A 14,911-nucleotide genomic window follows, 5' to 3' on the forward strand; every position below is an offset into this window, starting at 1 on the left:
TCCCCTAAGCTGGATGACAGCAACGCCACCGCTGAAGCGCCTGAAGGATGGACCGATGAACACACAGCTCAGAGCCGTTATCTACGCCCGAGTCAGTCAGGACAAGTCGGGTGTGGGGCGCTCGGTGGAACAGCAGGTAGCCGAGTGCAAGGCTCAGGTCAGCGCCAACGGGTGGGCCCAGGGACCGGTGATCACCGACAACGACATCAGCGCTAGCCAGTACTCGAAAACCAAGAAGCGCCCCGGCTATCAGGAACTGCTGGGGGAGCTACGGCCCGGGGATGTTCTCGTGGTCTGGGAACAGTCAAGGGCCGCAAGGAGACTCAGCGAATTCGCCGCACTGCGTGACCTCTGCGCCGACCGTGGGGTTCTGCTGTGCTCCGGCGGGGAAGTCCTCGACCTGACCCAACCATCGGCCCGTCTCAGTTCTGGAGTCAAAGCCGTTGTGGCAGAACATGAGTCGGACCAGACGAGGGAGCGCGTACGACGGTCTGTCAGGGCTCGCGCAGCGGCGGGTGAACCTCACTCCGTCCTGCCCTTCGGCTACCGCAAGATCTACGCCCCGGACGGCTCGAGCCACTGGGAGGCGGACCCGATTGCAGCGCCCCTCATCCGTGAACTGACGGACGGACTCCTGACCGGCAAGACGCTCTATGCCATCTCCAAGGACTGGAACGCCCGGGGGATCGCCAAACCGGGCCGCAGGATCGCCGCAGACGCCGGAAAGCCCTGGGAGCCGCGCCTACTGCGCCAGATGATCGAAAATCCGGCCTACGCGGCGCTGAGGGTGCTCAACGGTCAGGTTGTCGGCAAGGGGAACTGGCCAGCGCTGATCACCGAGGACGAGCACCAACGCATCAAGGCCCTGTTCGCCGATCCCGCCCGCAAGTCGCCCCGGGGCTCCGAAGTCGTGCACCTTTTGACGGGCATTGCGGTCTGCTGGAAGTGCGAGGGTCCAGTTCGGTATATCAGGACAGCGGAGCGATACAACCGAGGTGATCAATACCGTTGCGAGCGCGCTCATGTATCCCGGCAAGCCGACGACACCGACAAGCACGTCATATCCGAAGTCCTGAAGATCGTCGAACACTGGAAAGCTGACACGCTACTGTTCGATCTGCGAGTAGCAGAGGATGAGACCGGGGAAGCAGTCGGATATGAATGGGCGCACAACGACGGCAGCGACTACAGCCGATACCGCGCCGAAGCGAGCGCCCTCAAACAACGACTGACCGAATTCGAGGATGCGGCGCTCGCTGGTGACCTCCCCATGGCCGCTCTGGTGAAGGCGAACAAGGAACTGACACCCCAAATCGAGGCGCTCGAGGAAAAGGCGCGTGGTGAGCTTCTGAGCCCTATTCTCGCGGCCATGGCGTCAGCGCCCGAAATCATCTGGGAGAACATGACACTTCTGGAGCAACGGGACCTTATCCGCAGATCTGCAAGAGTTACTATCCTCCCGGCCAAGAAGGGTGCGCGGAAATTCGATCCCGGGTCCGTCCGGGTGGAGTCCATTCTCCCCGACCGGTCAGCGCTCACCGGGGCCATCCTGCGGGGTGTGAAGACTTCCTGACCAGAGTGGTGACGTCAACAACGTGGCTGGTCAGGGAATTACTGGGATCGCAGGAAATTCTCTGACCAGCCACTTCCTGCGATCCCAGAAGGTGGCTGACCATCTCCCCCAGGGGAGACCACCGGTTAAAGGTAAGTTAAGGAAAGTTAAGGTAAGTCCGAAGGACTTCGTCCTTAATCTTTCAACTGATAGAAGAAGATTCTTTAGGTACCCCCCACCGGACCGGATCGGGATATCGCGCCGGGGCGCTCACCCGACCGACCGGCGGGGACCCCGTTGTTCGGGCTACCCAGTGTGCGGCGCTCCCTGGACAGCCCCACCCTTCGCGCACAGATAGCGATTCCTGCCCGATCATTAGGCCGTGGCGCTCCACGGGGGCCTTCTGGGATGAACGGGTGCCCAGAGGGTTCGGAGCCGCCGCAGACCCGTAGGGGCACAAGCACGCGCATAGTCGATTCGGATGTGTCAGGCCCTGAAAGTGATTTAGGTCACTGCGTGGAGTGATCCAGAACACCGAAACGCCGAGAAAATCCCCGTTTCCCCAGGTGGGAACGCACGCTTTGGTGTCGTAAGTTATGAATTACCCCAGAGGTCGGGTGTATCAATTATGTCGTCCAAGGAATGGCCTTGGATCTAACGCAAGAACGTGAACGGACAACTGAAGATGCCCTACCTGACACCCGGCGCGACTGATAGGTACGACGCACGAAACTACAGCGAAGACGAACGATTCAAACTGGCTCAGATCTACCTGGACCGCGCCAAGAAGGATTGTGAACGCAAGCGGAACATCGCCTCCGCCACCACCGAGCAGGACAACTAAATATGACCTACGGAACCAACCTACAGGCCGAATTCTTCACAGAACTTCCCCAGCTTCAACTGCGCTCGACTGAGGACGGCCGCTCGGCGCTACTGCTTCTGCTCGAACTCCGAACCTGGAGTGCTCACGCCCGCACAGACGGTCACGTGCCCTCCTACGCGCTCCCTCTGGCCACACTGGCTCCGAACCGAGATGGCGCGCTCGAATTGCTCGCAGACGCCGGGCTCCTCGAAGTCGTGGAAGACGGCATCCAGATCGATTGGTCGGGGCAGAAGACGAAGGACGAGCGCGACGCCCAGAACGCTCAGTGGCGGCAGAGGGACAAGCACAAGCGCGGCGATCACAGCATCTGCCCGATGACATGGACGTGCCGAAAGGCCAAAACCAACTCTGCCGCAACAACTCCCGTCGCCGAGACGAGCGCCCCGAAGAAGGCCGGGAAGCCAAAGCCAACGGCTACGCCCAGCGCGCCGGTCACTCCGGAAATCCCTACTGCCGCAGCACCTTCGGGCTACATCGATCCTGACCGTGACCTGTGTGACGACGATGGCAACCTGATCAGTCCCGAGGTGGCCAAGGCGTACGTGGCCCAGCAGGTCAGGCTGACCAAGGCCGCTGTTGCGGGGATCACCGCCAAGGCCACGACATCTGGTGTCGAATTCCGTTGCGGCGCAGACATTTACGCAATCGATCAGCGTGGGTTGCGTGATCGGACCGACCTCGAGATGAGCTACCGCGCGGCAGCTCGCGATGCCACCTACGCGCTTTTCGAGGCCATCAACGACCGGTCTGCATCCAGGGGCTGGAAGCTCGAAGAGGACGAACTGATCGGCAGCGGGGATGCCTGGTGGCCGATGGTCTTCAAGTCCGTCTGGGGAGAACTCGACCGGGATAGCCGTGACGGTTTACAGGCCATCATTGACGGGCTCGCCCCGCAGTTCGAACACCTGGCCCTGGTTGCACTGGCCCAAGACATGCTCGGACTCCAGGAGTACGGGTACCTGTCCGATTACTCCGACCTGGTTACGCCCTACGTTCTCGACGCCATGCCCCCCGGCGTGAAAGAAGCCGTCACTGGCGCGGTAGCCCGGATGTGACAAGCAAGGCCCCGGAAACACACCTGCGAGCTTCCGGGGCCTTGCTTCGAGGGTCTGCCTAGGCAGGGACCTTTACCGCAGCGCGACGGCCGCCACGAGACGCGTAGCGCCACTCGCTCTCGCCATCACGCCCGATGACTTCCCTGATACCCCTGAGCTCGAATTGCCGATAAGTCCTACCTCGGACAACCAGCTCCCCCTGGTATTCGCACACAATCGCGTCGGGCACTACACAGTCGAGCAGCGGATTTCGATCCAACATCAAAGCGCTCCTGCGGGTTGCGGGAATGGTCTTCTGTCATTCGATTTTACACGGTAAAGCTCGTTTCAGAAGCATCGAAGGGAAGTCTCCATGGCAATCGAGTGGATCACACTCCGGGAAGCAAACGCACGCAGAAGGCGCACACGAGCACGCAAAAAAGCTCGCGAAGACCAGCGCCTCACCAACGAACTCATGGGCATCGAACAGCCCGAAGACAAACCGAAGCGCTCGAGCGCCGAAGGCACAGGAAGGATCAATTATGACCAGCGATGAACTCAGCACCCAGAAGGTGAAACAGCTGCTGCATTTCGCTGTGGCGCACCTCGAGGACGACGACCTGGAACGGCGCATAGCTCAGGGTGACTGCATTCGCGTCCATATCGAGGGCGGGGAAGGGCTCACTTTCACGTGGGGTTACGACCCGAATACCGGCGAACCCCTGCCCCTGATCTACGCACAGCGTGAAGCCCTGCTCGACGACGGTACCGAATTACCCGAACCTGAGCGGGTGGACGACATTCCCGATTTCCTGCCAGACGACATCGACGAACTGTAGTGCGTAATCCCCGGCGCTATGAGCTATTCTGAACACAAGACCACATATGCGGGCCGCGAGAGCACCCAGAAATGCCGGTCGAGAACAGAACCTGATAGCGCCGGGGATGAACGTCCTCACGAACATTCAGAACATCGCCAGGAACAACCCTGGCCGAACTGAAGGCGCTTCTATGGCCCCTGTTACCCACTTCCGGAACCGCACTCTCGACACGGCATTCGAGGCTCGCGCATTCGATGACCCGTCCACCGAAGACGACGGATTCAACATCTCCGGCTATGCCGCCATCTGGAATTCTCCGACGATCATTCGTGAGGCTGGCGCGAGTTTTCTCGAGTCCATTTCCCCGGGCGCATTCCGCAAGACACTCCAAGAACGCGGCTCCAAAGTCGCAATGCAATGGTCGCATGGCAAAGACCCGAAGGTCGGACAGCTTCCTATCGGCGTCTGGAAGTCACTCCAAGAGGATGAGCGCGGGCTCAAAGTGCAGGGCCGCCTGTTGCAGACACCCGAAGGTGATGCGGTACGTCAGGCCATTGCGGCTGGCGCTGTCTCGAGCATGAGTTTCTCGTTCCAGGTCGTACAGGAGAGCTGGCGCGATCGGGCTACCGGCAAAACCCTCACCGGCGATTCCGTCTGGCGCGCGCTGAGCAATTCCAGCTCTGACGGAGAACCTTCGCTGAAGCGTGAAATCAAGGCCGTCCGACTGATGGAAGCCGGGCCTGTCCTGTTTCCCGCGTACGCCGCTACCTCGGTCGGTGTCCGCTCGGAATCGGCCGGCCTCGACCTACAGCGCCGTCTGCGCCTGGCCCTCGCATCGCTCGACTAACCCAACTAACACCAATTCAAGGAATTCAACATGAGCAAGACACTCGCAGAGTACAAGGCAGAACTCGCCATCATGCGCAGCGAAGCCACCGAGCTTTCCACCCGCGCTGACCTGAGCGCTGAGGATGCCGACCGGGGCGAATATCTCGTGACCGCGATCGAGCAGCACCGCGCCGCTATCGCCGGTATCGAGGGGCGCATGAGCAACCTTCGCGACGCGGCCGAGAGTGGCCATATCGAGCGCGGAACCCCGTTCACCGATGATCGGCGCGGCAACTCTCAGACCGACATGGCCATGCGTTCTATCGACGCGGCGAACAAGTCGGGCAAGCTCGCCGCTGGCGGTGCGGAAACCGTCGAGGCACTCGTGAAGACCGGCACCGGGCAGGATCGGAACTGGGCCCAGCGTTGGGCTATCGCGGCTGGATCTCCCGCGTACGAACGGGCCTTCGGGAAGCTGCTCGCCGACCCGGAGCGTGGGCACATGCTGTTCGATGAGCAGGAGGCCGCGGCGTTCCGTGCGGTCGAATCGCTGAAGACCGAGCAGCGCGCTATGGGCATCGCTTCGGGCGCTACCGGTGGTTTCATGGTCCCGCTCGTTCTCGACCCTTCCGTGATTCTCACCAACAGCGGCAGTGTGAACCCGCTGCGGCAGATCGCCCGTGTTGTGCAGACGGTCGGTTCACAGTGGCGCGGTGTGACTTCGGCCGGTGTGACCGCTGAGTGGACCGCAGAAGCCACGGAATTCGCCGACGCGAGCCCAACCCTGGCAAGCCCCAATATCCCTGTCTACAAGGGCGATGCGTTCGTACCGTTCTCGTTCGAACTGGCGATGGATGGAGCGGAGTTCATCGGGGAACTGACCGAACTTCTCGTGGACGCGGCAGAACAGCTCAACGCTCAGGCGTACACGGTCGGTACCGGCAGCGGTCAGCCCACGGGCATTGTTACGGCGCTGGCCAATGCTGGTGGCTCGACCATCGTTACCGGCAGCGGTACCCATGTGCTGGCGAAGGCCGACCTGTTCGCACTCCAGAACGCATTGCCGCCCCGCTCCCAGTCGAAGGCTGCCTGGAACGCCAATCTGACGACCATCAATTCCGTGCGCCAGTTCGAGACGACCAACGGTGCTCTGGAATTCCCGGAAGCGCGCAATAACCCGCCGATGCTTCTGGGCCGTTCACTGCACGAGAACAGCGCCATGTCCGGAATCAACGCTGTCGCGCACAACTACATTGCCATCTACGGCGATTTCAAACAGTTCGTGATCGTGGATCGAATCGGCAGCACGCTGGAAATGGTTCCGCATCTGTTCGGGGCCAACCGTCGCCCGAACGGTCAGCGTGGCGCGATTCTCTGGTACCGCACTGGTTCCGATATCACCAACGCCAATGCGTTCCGGATGCTCGACGTACCCGGCGTGTAACATCAATAGCGGATCATTCGGGATGGTCCGGAGTGCCCTTCAGTCGCTCCGGTAACCAACCTTGCACCCGAGTGATCCGCTCCTCACCAAACAGGAGCGCTACGCCAGAGATGCGCGGACAACGGCGTGTTCGTACCTCGGTAGCGCTCCTGTTTGCATTTCCAATGGAGCAACCCACGATGACCAACTCGACCCGTTCTATCCCGCTGTACCGTCTGGTCGCACTGCGCGAATATGCACTACGTTCTGGCAACGTCTCAGCCTTGGCGCTGCTCGATAGATTGATTACTCAGAGAAACGCAGAACACCGCACGCTGTAGCAGCACACACGAGCGCATGACTGAGCGTCTATCCACACCACTGAACGCTCAGTCATAGCAGCACCCATGCGCGCCTGCACCCATAGACAAACGAAAACGAAACTCGAGCAAACAAAGCGCGTTTTGCAATCGACTTTTGCGCAGTTTTGGCCAAAAGGAACAGCTCGGTTTCTCGGTGACAATCCTTCTCTTCTATTCGTGAGATGTGGAAGGAATTCGCGCACCGACGTTCTTCCTGTGAACCCGCGTATCGGCGATCCGAAGAACGGTTAGAAATCGAAGCGCGCGCATTCGCGACATGGACGAGAGAAGACGAAACTCGAGCAATCGACGCGCGCCGGTAGAAACCGACTTTTGCGCAATCCGGGCCAAAGGGAACGGCTCGGTATCGCAGTGGCAATCCATTCACGTGGCAGCCGGGGATGTTCGCAGTTTTCTATTGTCGCGGCGGCTTGTGAAGGGGTGGGGAAGCAATCCATCATAGCGATTGCCAAAGGGTTGCCATGGTTGCCCGGCATTGCTACAGGGGGGTGGGTCTTCGGTAGGTCTCGATGACGCAGGAAGACCCGGGTCCCCTTTTTTCTCTCTCCACTACCAAAATGTGCATAACCGCAGTTCAGAGGCCATTTTTGTTGGCCTCGTCAGGTCATTTTTGGTAACTTTTTGATATACCTGGGTGACCTGCGAGGGCTGGCGGTCCGGAATGAGGGCATTTCGAGGCGTTCTGGTGTTTCGCTAAAGGATTGCTGGTGCTACCAGATGTTCCATGCGCCCCTGATTGAGGTGCTGTTGTGGGAGCTTCTGAGCGTGCGGGACTCCCGTTCGAGCCGAGGTGTCACCTTGTCAAAATACCGTTTGGCGGAACATGTTTCGTCGCACGATGCATGAATCTCTTGCCCTCGCTTGGCAGCTTCCAGGTTCATGATCGGGTAGTCCGGCGGCTCATGAGAGATGTGCGTACTCATCGCAACCCCAGTTCTTGCCTTGCTGCTATGCGCGCCTGATTGATCAAGGCGGTTGCCTGCCGCTTCTTGGGACATGCCAGCAGAGTGCAGCAGTTGTGCACACGAAGTACGTCCCGTGCGTAGGCCAGGGTCATAAAGCTGATGGCCTCGTGGTTCTCGATGGGTATCGCCCACACCATGGCTGGCTTCTTCCGGTTGTGTTATCGGCGTTGACGTTTGGGTCCCCCGATGAGCGGTACCGACCGGACTTGCGAAGGGGGGACACAACTCCGAACAAGATCCGTCCTGTCGGAGCTGTCCGGCCTTCTCGTCCACCGGGGGTAAGACAAGTACACGCGCTGTCGTCTGGTTCTGGAAGTTCCAGGTTGGCCAGCCAAGCAAAAAGTGCCAGACTTTCATATTGGGTACTTCCAGATTCCAGTTCTCCTTCGATAGCGAGGCTAAGAAATGTCTGGTTCCACGCTTCCGGCCAGGGCGCTCGGCAGACTCCTGGCGGGACATCGCGAGCGTGCGGGGATGACCAAATATGCAGCGGGACAACTAGTTGACACGTCTCAGCAGACCGTTGCTCGGATCGAGTACGGCCAGAAGAGCAAGGTTTCCCTGCTCTGGGTCAACGTGTGGTCCGACGCCTACAAGGTCAGCGACGACGATCGGAAGCTGATGCTCGGACTGGCCCGGGAACTCGCAACGTCTCAGAAGAATTGGTGGCGGGCCTACGCCGACGAGATGAAGCCGCACTTCGATTACTACCTTGGCCTGGAAGACTCCGCGCGGGCCTTGTCGGTCTGGCGAACGAACCTGCTTCCGGGTCTGCTCCAGACGCCCGAGTACCGCCGTGCGATCGCCTGGACCGAATCCCCGGAGATGCCGACAGACCAGGTAGAGAAGCGCGTAGAGATGGCCGTCCGTCGTCAAACCCGTTTGGATGACCCGGATTTCGCGGTGGATGTCATTGTCTCGAAGACGGTTCTCCTGGAGCAGATCGGCGGGGCGGCTGTGATGGTCGAACAGCTGAAGCGACTGGCGGATATCTCGCAGCAACCGAACGTGTCCATCCGCGTCGTGCCTTTCGACGCACGCAGACACCTTGGCTCACGGGTGGGTTCGTTTGCCATGCTGGAGTTTCCGAAGCTGCCAGCAACACAGCAGACAGAGCCCCCGGTGATCTACATTGAGAGCTACACCGGTGATCTCTACCTGGAACAAGACGAAGACGTGATGCAGTATCGAGACGCTTTCGCCGAAATCGGCCGGGTAGCGTTGGACCGGGACACAACACGGCAGCTACTGCTGTCAATCGCGAAGGAGTATGAAGCGTGAGTATCGACCTGTCCGGAGCACGCTGGTTCAAGAGCACCTACAGCGGGTCGAATGCGGATTGCGTGGAAGCGGCACACCTGAGCGGGGGCAGGGTTGCAGTCAGGGACTCGAAGCTGGGAGAGACGAGCCCGGTTCTGGCGTTTGCGCCGGAAGACTGGGACGCCTTCAATGCGGCCGTGAAGGCTGGCAAGTTCGACCGGTAGGTACCGCAGAGCAGAACCCCCGCAGATCTTGATATTGCGGGGGTTCTTTTATGTGGTAGACACGGCCATGTCATATCGCCAGGTCAGGCTTCGTCGGCGCTGTCCTGCTCAGGGGCTTCGTGACGGTAGGTACCGCCTGAGTACGGGTGTGCGGCGATGAAGGCTCGGAGTCGCTCGCGGATGTGCGGTGGCATGGGGCCTAGCTGCTCGAGGGCGCGGGAGATGTCGATCGAGTCGTATATCTCGCGGTTGATCTGAACGCCGGTCCTGGATTTCCGATGGCTGGTCATCGGCCCATCCTCCTCCGCTCAGTGCCTTTTCGGGTCGTTCGTCGGCAGATAGACCCCTATCGACTACCCACCTCGGTGGAGATGCCCGCGCCGGTGAGCACCGCCACCCGGCGGCCGGAGACCAGGTCCAGCAGGCGCTCGAGCTGCTGCGCGGAACCGGATTCGGGCATGCGGCCAGCCTACGACCTGCCCGTGCTGTGCCGCCGGTCACGTCGTGTCACACCGGCCGGCCCTGCGTCGTCATCAGGGCAGGACGCCACCACAGCGGCGGCGCGACGAACGAAGGAGATGGTCATCATGGCGCAGACGGTTCTGGTCACCGGCGGCACCGGCACCCTGGGCAGCCTGGTCACCCCGCTGCTGCGGGAGGCCGGCGTGACCCTGCGCGTGCTGAGCCGCACCGCCCGCGAGGCGCGGGACGGCATCGAATACGTGGCCGGCGACCTGCAGACCGGCGCCGGCATCGCCGAGGCGGTCGCCGGCGTCGACACCGTGCTGCACCTGGCCGGCAGCACCAAGGGCGACGGCGAGAAGGCGCGCATCCTCGTCGACGCCATCCACGCCGCCGGGGTCGTGCCGCATCTGATCTACATCTCGGTCGTCGGCGCGGAGCGCGTGCCGGTCGAGAGCGCCCTCGACCGCCAGGTGATGGCCTATATGGCCGCCAAGCGCGAAGCCGAACTGGTGGTGGAGAATTCGGGCCTGCCGTGGACCACCCTGCGCGCCACCCAGTTCCACGACCTGCTCTTCACCATGGTGTCGGCGTTGGGCAGGATGCCGCTGGTGCCGGTCTTCGACTTCCGTTTCCAGCCCATCGAAACCGCCGAGGTGGCAGCGCGATTGGTGGAGCTGACGCTGGGTGAGCCCGCGGGCCTGGTCGACGAGATCGGCGGCCCGCGCATCTACACCATGAAGGAGCTGGAGCGCAGCTATCTGGAGGCTACCGGCCGCCGCCGTCCGGTCTTCACGTTGAAGGCCCCCGGCAAGGCGGCCCGCGTCTACGCGGCGGGCGGCAATCTCACCCCGGAGCACGCCGTGGGCGCCCGGACCTGGGAGGAGTTCCTGGCCGCCAAGCTCGCGGCCGCCTGAGGGGCCGGCGTCCGGAAACCGGTGTCAGCGCGGTCCGTTGGTATTGAGATACACCACCGGACCGTCGCCGAACCGGCCGTGCGCGTTCATGTCCAGCAGCGCGGCCATCGCCTTGGCGGTGTACACCGGCTCCAGCCGCATGTGCTCCCGGTCCGCCGAGAGTGCCTGTGCCGTAGCGGCTTCCGGCATCGGATAGCCGTATCCCGGCCCAAGGTAGTCGGTGACGATATCCAGATTGTCGGTGGGGGAGAGGTGCTCGGGCAGTCGCGCGCCCCGGGCGCGCAACAGCCGTTCGGCGCGGCCCGCCAGCTTGGCGAGCGTCGGTTCGTCCAGGCGCAGTGTGTCGTTCACGACCACCCCCACCACCCGGGTGCGCAGTCCCGCCAGCCGCAGTCCGAGTGAGAGGCCCGCCGCCGTCCCGCCCGACCCGACCGGGATGACGATGTGGCCCGGCTCCGGAAGTTCCCCGTTGTGGACCTGATCGGCCAATTCCAGTGCGGCCTCGACATATCCAAGCGCACCCACCGGCGACGACCCGCCTGCGGTCAGGAAGTACGGCGGTCGCAGGCCGGTGAAATGCCGGGCCAGCAGATACGGCGCACTCAGGATCGTGCGCGCCTTCGTGCGCGTGAAGTGCAGCTCGGCTCCGGAGGCCCGCAGCCGCTCGAGCTGCGCCCGCACATGGTCGTCCATCGGCTGATCCACCAGTGCCAGAACGGTTTTCACCCCATGCTCGCGCCCGTACAGCGCGGTCGCCAGACCCCAGTTGGTGCCCAGCCCGCCCACCGTCACGATGGTGGTCCGCCGCTGCCGCAGCGCGTCGGGCAGCAGCCATTCCAGCTTGCGCACCTTGTTGCCGCCCCAGCCGCCGTCGCCGAAGGTGCTGTCGTCCTTGAGCCAGATGTCCGCGCCGACCGTGTCGAGCGCGTCGAGTCGCCGCACCGGTGTGGGGGCCGTTCCCAGCCGCACATGTGGCAGGGCCCCGGTGAGTTCGGGGTGCAGGCGGTGCAGGTAGGGCGTCACCATTCCAACCTATCGACTGTCCAGTTCTGCGACGAGTGTGGCGGGCAGCACACGGGCCCGGCAAACCGTCCTGCTACGTTTCGAAAAGCTATTAGATACGGCAAGGAGAACTCATGCCTGGTGTAACCGATCGCGTCGTCATTGTCACCGGAGCCGGTGGCGGCCTGGGCCGGGAATACGCGCTGTTGCTCGCCCGCGAGGGCGCCCTCGTGGTGGTCAACGACCTCGGCGGCGCGCGTGACGGGTCCGGCTCCGGCCACAGCATGGCCGACGCCGTGGTCGAGGAGATCCGCGCGGCCGGCGGCACCGCGGTCGCCAACTACGACAGCGTCGCCACCGAGGAGGGCGCGAAGGCCCTCGTCCAGACCGCGATCGACAGCTTCGGCGCGGTGCACGGCATCGTCAACAACGCGGGCATCCTGCGCGACATGAGCTTCGCCAAGATGACCTCCGAGGCCTTCGAGGCCGTGCAGCGGGTCCACCTGTTCGGCTCGTTCCACGTCACCCACGCCGCCTGGCCGCACTTCCGCGAGCAGGGTTTCGGTCGCGTCGTCATGATCACCTCCACCTCCGGGCTGTACGGCAACTTCGGCCAGGCCAATTACGGTGCGGCCAAGCTCGGCCTGGTCGGCATGATGAACACCCTCGCCATCGAGGGCCGCAAGTACGACATCACCGTCAATGCCGTGGCGCCCATCGCCGCCACCCGCATGACCGCCGACATCGCATCGGAGGCCATGCTCGAGAAGCTGCCGCCCGCCCAGGTCGCCCCCGTCGTCGGCCACCTGATGAGTGAGGACTGCACCGATTCCGGCATGGTGCTGGTGGTCGGCGGCGGCTCGGTGCAGCGGGTCCAGCTCTTCGCCAACAAGTCCGTCTTCTTCAGTGAGGTCCCGACGGTGGATCAGGTGCGGGAGAATTGGAGCCGTATTACCGATATGTCCGACGCTCAGCCCGGGGTGAACCCAGCGGGCTGAGCCTGCTCTAGGGGGCTCGCCATGAGCGAGAACACGTGGGACGCACTGGTTGTCGGAGCCGGAGCGGGCGGGCTGTGCGCGGCCGCCCGGCTCTCGCACCACGGCTTCCGCACCCTGGTCGTCGAACGCCTGGATCGGATCGGCGGCCGAGCCTCCACCACTGAGATCGACGGCTTCACCGTCAATACCGGCGCGGTCGTCGTCGAACTCGGTGGCCTCACCGAACAGACCTTCGGGGAGGTGGGCGCGAAATTCGAAGTGCGCCCGGCGGATCCGCCGATCCTGTACCGGATCAACGGCCGCGACGTGGATGTCGCCGGCGGTGGCTGGGGACTGCTCATCTCCCAGCTCACCCGGCAGGGCGCCAAGCTGCTCACCGGCGCGGCCCGCACCGAGGGCGGGCCGCCCGACCGGGAACTGTCCACCGCCGACTGGGTGCGGCGGTACACGAAAAACGATGCGGTACAAGGCATCTTCCGGAATATGTGCGGCTCGATCTTCGCCGTCGGCTCGGAGGAGCTGCCGGCGCGGGTGTTCCTCACCTACATCACCGGCAAGTCCGCGTTCAAGAAGCTCGGCTTCTGTCCCGAGGGCACCATCGGCCTCTGGAAAGCCCTGGCCGAGGTCGTGGAACGCAATGGGGGACAGGTGCGTCTGGGCAGCGAGGTGCAGCAGCTGCTCGTCGAGGGCGATCGCGTCACCGGGGCCCGCATCCGCCACGACGGCGAAATCTCCGACGTCTCCTGCGCTTTCGCAATCAGCGACATCGGGCCCTCGGCCACCTTGGATCTCGTTGGCCCCGAGCACTTCCCGTCCGACTATGTCGGCTCGGTGCTGCAACGCGATCTGCCGTGCGCCATGATCTCGGTGAACTTCGCCAGCCGGGAACCGCTCATCGACGCGCCCGGCCTGCTCAGCTTCGCCCGCACCCGGCGGCTGTGCTATGTCGCCAATTTCACCGCCACCTGTCCGGAGATGGCGCCGGAGGGCTGGCACCTCTACGTCGGCACCGGGCTCCCCAAGCCCTCGGTGGGCGACTTCGACGCCGAGGCCGAAACCGCCCTCGTACTCCAGGATCTGCGCGAGGAGATTCCCGGCTTCGACACCGCCCGCATCCTGTCCATCGCGGTCACCCGGGACGACTGGCCACCGCAGCGCGCGGTCGCCGGCTACGACCTGCCCCACGACACCCCGATCGCGAATCTCTGGAATGTCGGCGACGCGGTCAAGGAGTACGCCAACGGCGGCATCACCGCCTGCATGGAAACCGCCAAGATCGTCGTCGATGAAATCATCGCCAGCGGCGTGGGCCGATCCGAAATGTGACAACGGATTTCGCGGCGATGGGGCAACTCGCAGGGTACCCCCAGGATCGGTTCGGAGCTGACCGGCGGCACGCAGGCGAGGCCGGCAACGGCTCCTCAGTCCGGCGCTGAAGTCTCGGGGAGGCGCAGCTGCATGCCGGGTAGCCGATCGACCATGGCCACCACGTAATCCGCGAGGATTCCGATCAGGACGGGTCGATCCACCTTCAGCCCGCCGTCGAGCCACACCAGGATCAGCTCGGCGGCGCCGCCGGTGATGAGCTGGGCCAGGGCGGTCAGGGCGGTGTCGTCGCCCTCGGGGATGTCGAGCAGCATCCGCGTCTGCTCGATGAGCAGTTCGGCGACCCGGCGCATGCCCTCGAACCGGCGGCGCATGAGCAGCTCGCTGCCGTAGGCCTGCGCGAAGGCGATGTTCGCCCGGCGCGGATCGTCGGTGACCGCGATGATGAGCGCCGCCACCCCGGCCCGCATCTTCTCCTCCGGCCCGCCGGGGGTCTCGGTCATGGCCGTGCGGGCGGCGTCGAGGGCCGCGCCCTGCACCTCGTCCAGCAGCGCGGAGGCCAAAGCGTCAAGGTCGGTGAAGGATTCGTAGAAGAAGCGCGGCCCCACCTTCGCCTGCTCGCACACCCCGCGCACGGTGAGCGCGGCCAGCCCCTGCGTGCCGACGATCTCGAGCGCCGCGTCCAGCAGTCGTCGCCGTCGCTGCTCGCGGCGCTCATCGGTCGTGGTGCCGCGATAGGTCCCGTTGAAAGCTCGCGTCACCCTGACAGCTTGGCACAGATATCGGGAAACGACCGTTTACGGAAACAATCGTTTCCGCTACCGTTGAGG

At 63.3% G+C, this 14,911-nt stretch carries 16 protein-coding genes; 13 read left to right on the forward strand and 3 right to left on the reverse strand.

The features are described 5' to 3' along the window. Positions 1-55: 55 nt before the first annotated feature. The 10 genes from ON33_RS35735 to ON33_RS35765 all read left to right on the forward strand — a co-directional run bounded on the left by ON33_RS35735 (position 56) and on the right by ON33_RS35765 (position 9,376). A complete protein-coding gene (locus ON33_RS35735) occupies positions 56-1,573 on the forward strand; it encodes a recombinase family protein (RefSeq protein ID WP_051153380.1) in 1,518 nt (505 codons plus the stop codon). 646 nt (positions 1,574-2,219) lie between these two features. Beyond that, the gene (locus tag ON33_RS42115; protein WP_157184916.1) at positions 2,220-2,396 is read left to right on the forward strand and encodes a hypothetical protein; all 177 of its coding nucleotides are present in this window, start codon (positions 2,220-2,222) and stop codon (positions 2,394-2,396) included. Between the two features lie 2 nt (positions 2,397-2,398). Continuing rightward, positions 2,399-3,493 (forward strand): hypothetical protein, encoded by a 1,095-nt coding sequence (locus ON33_RS35740; RefSeq protein WP_040863588.1) that lies wholly within the window; start codon positions 2,399-2,401, stop codon positions 3,491-3,493. Positions 3,494-3,845: 352 nt separating this feature from the next. After that, positions 3,846-4,028, forward strand: coding sequence for a hypothetical protein (locus ON33_RS42120; protein ID WP_157184917.1), 183 nt, complete (start codon positions 3,846-3,848; stop codon positions 4,026-4,028). Beyond that, positions 4,015-4,311 (forward strand): hypothetical protein, encoded by a 297-nt coding sequence (locus ON33_RS35745; protein WP_040863589.1) that lies wholly within the window; start codon positions 4,015-4,017, stop codon positions 4,309-4,311. The genes ON33_RS42120 and ON33_RS35745 overlap by 14 nt, the downstream gene beginning before the upstream one ends. Positions 4,312-4,417: 106 nt before the next feature. After that, a complete protein-coding gene (locus ON33_RS35750; RefSeq protein ID WP_051153381.1) occupies positions 4,418-5,140 on the forward strand; it encodes an HK97 family phage prohead protease in 723 nt (240 codons plus the stop codon). Positions 5,141-5,170: 30 nt separating this feature from the next. Beyond that, positions 5,171-6,565, forward strand: a complete 1,395-nt coding sequence (locus ON33_RS35755) for a phage major capsid protein (protein WP_051153382.1) — start codon at positions 5,171-5,173, stop codon at positions 6,563-6,565. A 179-nt stretch (positions 6,566-6,744) separates the two neighbouring features. Then, on the forward strand, positions 6,745-6,885 hold the full coding sequence (locus ON33_RS42125; protein WP_157184918.1) for a hypothetical protein: 141 nt from the start codon (positions 6,745-6,747) through the stop codon (positions 6,883-6,885). Between the two features lie 1,412 nt (positions 6,886-8,297). After that, positions 8,298-9,173 carry a helix-turn-helix domain-containing protein gene (locus ON33_RS35760; protein WP_040863590.1) on the forward strand — a complete coding sequence of 292 codons (876 nt, stop codon included), beginning with the start codon at positions 8,298-8,300 and terminating at the stop codon, positions 9,171-9,173. After that, the gene (locus ON33_RS35765) at positions 9,170-9,376 is read left to right on the forward strand and encodes a DUF397 domain-containing protein (RefSeq protein ID WP_040863591.1); all 207 of its coding nucleotides are present in this window, start codon (positions 9,170-9,172) and stop codon (positions 9,374-9,376) included. The genes ON33_RS35760 and ON33_RS35765 overlap by 4 nt, the downstream gene beginning before the upstream one ends. Before the next feature lie 83 nt (positions 9,377-9,459). On the opposite strand, the gene ON33_RS35770 is transcribed toward ON33_RS35765, so the two are convergent. After that, on the reverse strand, positions 9,460-9,666 hold the full coding sequence (locus tag ON33_RS35770; protein WP_040863592.1) for a hypothetical protein: 207 nt from the start codon (positions 9,664-9,666) through the stop codon (positions 9,460-9,462). Between the two features lie 297 nt (positions 9,667-9,963). Here ON33_RS35770 and ON33_RS35775 point away from each other — a divergent pair, with 297 nt between their 5' ends. Further along, positions 9,964-10,755, forward strand: a complete 792-nt coding sequence (locus tag ON33_RS35775; RefSeq protein WP_040863715.1) for an SDR family oxidoreductase — start codon at positions 9,964-9,966, stop codon at positions 10,753-10,755. A 24-nt stretch (positions 10,756-10,779) separates the two neighbouring features. On the opposite strand, the gene ON33_RS35780 is transcribed toward ON33_RS35775, so the two are convergent. After that, complete coding sequence (locus tag ON33_RS35780) at positions 10,780-11,781, reverse strand: 1-aminocyclopropane-1-carboxylate deaminase/D-cysteine desulfhydrase (protein WP_040863593.1); 1,002 nt, start codon at positions 11,779-11,781, stop codon at positions 10,780-10,782. Positions 11,782-11,891: 110 nt separating this feature from the next. On the opposite strand from ON33_RS35780, the gene ON33_RS35785 reads away from it, so the two are divergent. Next, on the forward strand, positions 11,892-12,755 hold the full coding sequence (locus ON33_RS35785) for an SDR family oxidoreductase (protein WP_040863594.1): 864 nt from the start codon (positions 11,892-11,894) through the stop codon (positions 12,753-12,755). Positions 12,756-12,776: 21 nt separating this feature from the next. After that, entirely contained in the window at positions 12,777-14,081 is a 1,305-nt protein-coding gene (locus ON33_RS35790) for a phytoene desaturase family protein (RefSeq protein ID WP_040863595.1), read from the forward strand. A gap of 95 nt (positions 14,082-14,176) precedes the next feature. Here ON33_RS35790 and ON33_RS35795 read toward each other — a convergent pair whose 3' ends face one another. Beyond that, on the reverse strand, positions 14,177-14,842 hold the full coding sequence (locus ON33_RS35795; protein ID WP_040863596.1) for a TetR/AcrR family transcriptional regulator: 666 nt from the start codon (positions 14,840-14,842) through the stop codon (positions 14,177-14,179). Between the last annotated feature and the right edge of the window lie 69 nt (positions 14,843-14,911).

This window comes from Nocardia niigatensis NBRC 100131 (assembly GCF_000308655.1).
GTDB classification, from domain to species: Bacteria; Actinomycetota; Actinomycetes; order Mycobacteriales; family Mycobacteriaceae; genus Nocardia; species Nocardia niigatensis.

What these genes read in the sequence shown, in the direction of transcription:
- ON33_RS35735 (WP_051153380.1), top strand. Translation starts at nt 56, where the DNA reads ATGAACACACAGCTCAGAGCCGTTATCTACGCCCGAGTCAGTCAGGAC.
- ON33_RS35740 (WP_040863588.1), top strand. Translation starts at nt 2,399, where the DNA reads ATGACCTACGGAACCAACCTACAGGCCGAATTCTTCACAGAACTTCCC.
- ON33_RS42120 (WP_157184917.1), top strand. Translation starts at nt 3,846, where the DNA reads ATGGCAATCGAGTGGATCACACTCCGGGAAGCAAACGCACGCAGAAGG.
- ON33_RS35745 (WP_040863589.1), top strand. Translation starts at nt 4,015, where the DNA reads ATGACCAGCGATGAACTCAGCACCCAGAAGGTGAAACAGCTGCTGCAT.
- ON33_RS35750 (WP_051153381.1), top strand. Translation starts at nt 4,418, where the DNA reads ATGAACGTCCTCACGAACATTCAGAACATCGCCAGGAACAACCCTGGC.
- ON33_RS35755 (WP_051153382.1), top strand. Translation starts at nt 5,171, where the DNA reads ATGAGCAAGACACTCGCAGAGTACAAGGCAGAACTCGCCATCATGCGC.
- ON33_RS42125 (WP_157184918.1), top strand. Translation starts at nt 6,745, where the DNA reads ATGACCAACTCGACCCGTTCTATCCCGCTGTACCGTCTGGTCGCACTG.
- ON33_RS35760 (WP_040863590.1), top strand. Translation starts at nt 8,298, where the DNA reads ATGTCTGGTTCCACGCTTCCGGCCAGGGCGCTCGGCAGACTCCTGGCG.
- ON33_RS35770 (WP_040863592.1), bottom strand. Translation starts at nt 9,666, where the DNA reads ATGACCAGCCATCGGAAATCCAGGACCGGCGTTCAGATCAACCGCGAG.
- ON33_RS35775 (WP_040863715.1), top strand. Translation starts at nt 9,964, where the DNA reads ATGGCGCAGACGGTTCTGGTCACCGGCGGCACCGGCACCCTGGGCAGC.
- ON33_RS35780 (WP_040863593.1), bottom strand. Translation starts at nt 11,781, where the DNA reads ATGGTGACGCCCTACCTGCACCGCCTGCACCCCGAACTCACCGGGGCC.
- ON33_RS35785 (WP_040863594.1), top strand. Translation starts at nt 11,892, where the DNA reads ATGCCTGGTGTAACCGATCGCGTCGTCATTGTCACCGGAGCCGGTGGC.
- ON33_RS35790 (WP_040863595.1), top strand. Translation starts at nt 12,777, where the DNA reads ATGAGCGAGAACACGTGGGACGCACTGGTTGTCGGAGCCGGAGCGGGC.